This window comes from Luteitalea sp. (genome assembly GCA_009377605.1).
GTDB lineage: Bacteria > Acidobacteriota > Vicinamibacteria > Vicinamibacterales > Vicinamibacteraceae > WHTT01.
In genome coordinates, this window is the sequence record WHTT01000184.1 from 2,815 (window position 1) to 3,231 (window position 417).

A 417-nucleotide genomic window follows, 5' to 3' on the forward strand; every position below is an offset into this window, starting at 1 on the left:
CCGGTAGCTCTGCGACCCGTCGGTCACGACCACCTCGACGCCCTTGCACCAGCGCTGGCCCTGGGAGGCAAGAAGGCTGCTCAAAGCCCTGAAATCGCGATGGCGGACGACTCCCAGGAGCTCGCCGGTCTCGGCGTTTGAGACCACCGTCACATAGCGGTGGCGACGTCTCAAGGAGGTCTCGTCCACCAACAGCACCCGGCAGCGCCTCTTTCTGCGCCTCTCCCCGGCGCGTGCAGACCAGGCCCTGACCAAGGCCATGATCGTCGACCACGACAACCCGTAGCGCCGGGAGATCTCGCTGATCGACAGCTGCTGTGCGTCTTTGACGATGGCGCGCGGGGTCTCCGACAAGGGACAAGTTAGGGGCGGAAGGATGCCCGTCACCCTTTCTCGGGACCTTCGTCGTGACTGTCC

The 417-nt window shown here is 65.2% G+C and carries 1 pseudogene (only partly in view); it reads right to left on the reverse strand.

Annotated elements, in window-relative coordinates:
- A pseudogene (locus GEV06_28255) lies at positions 1 to 354 on the reverse strand (hypothetical protein) (it extends 120 nt beyond the left edge of the window).
- Positions 355 to 417: the final 63 nt, after the last annotated feature.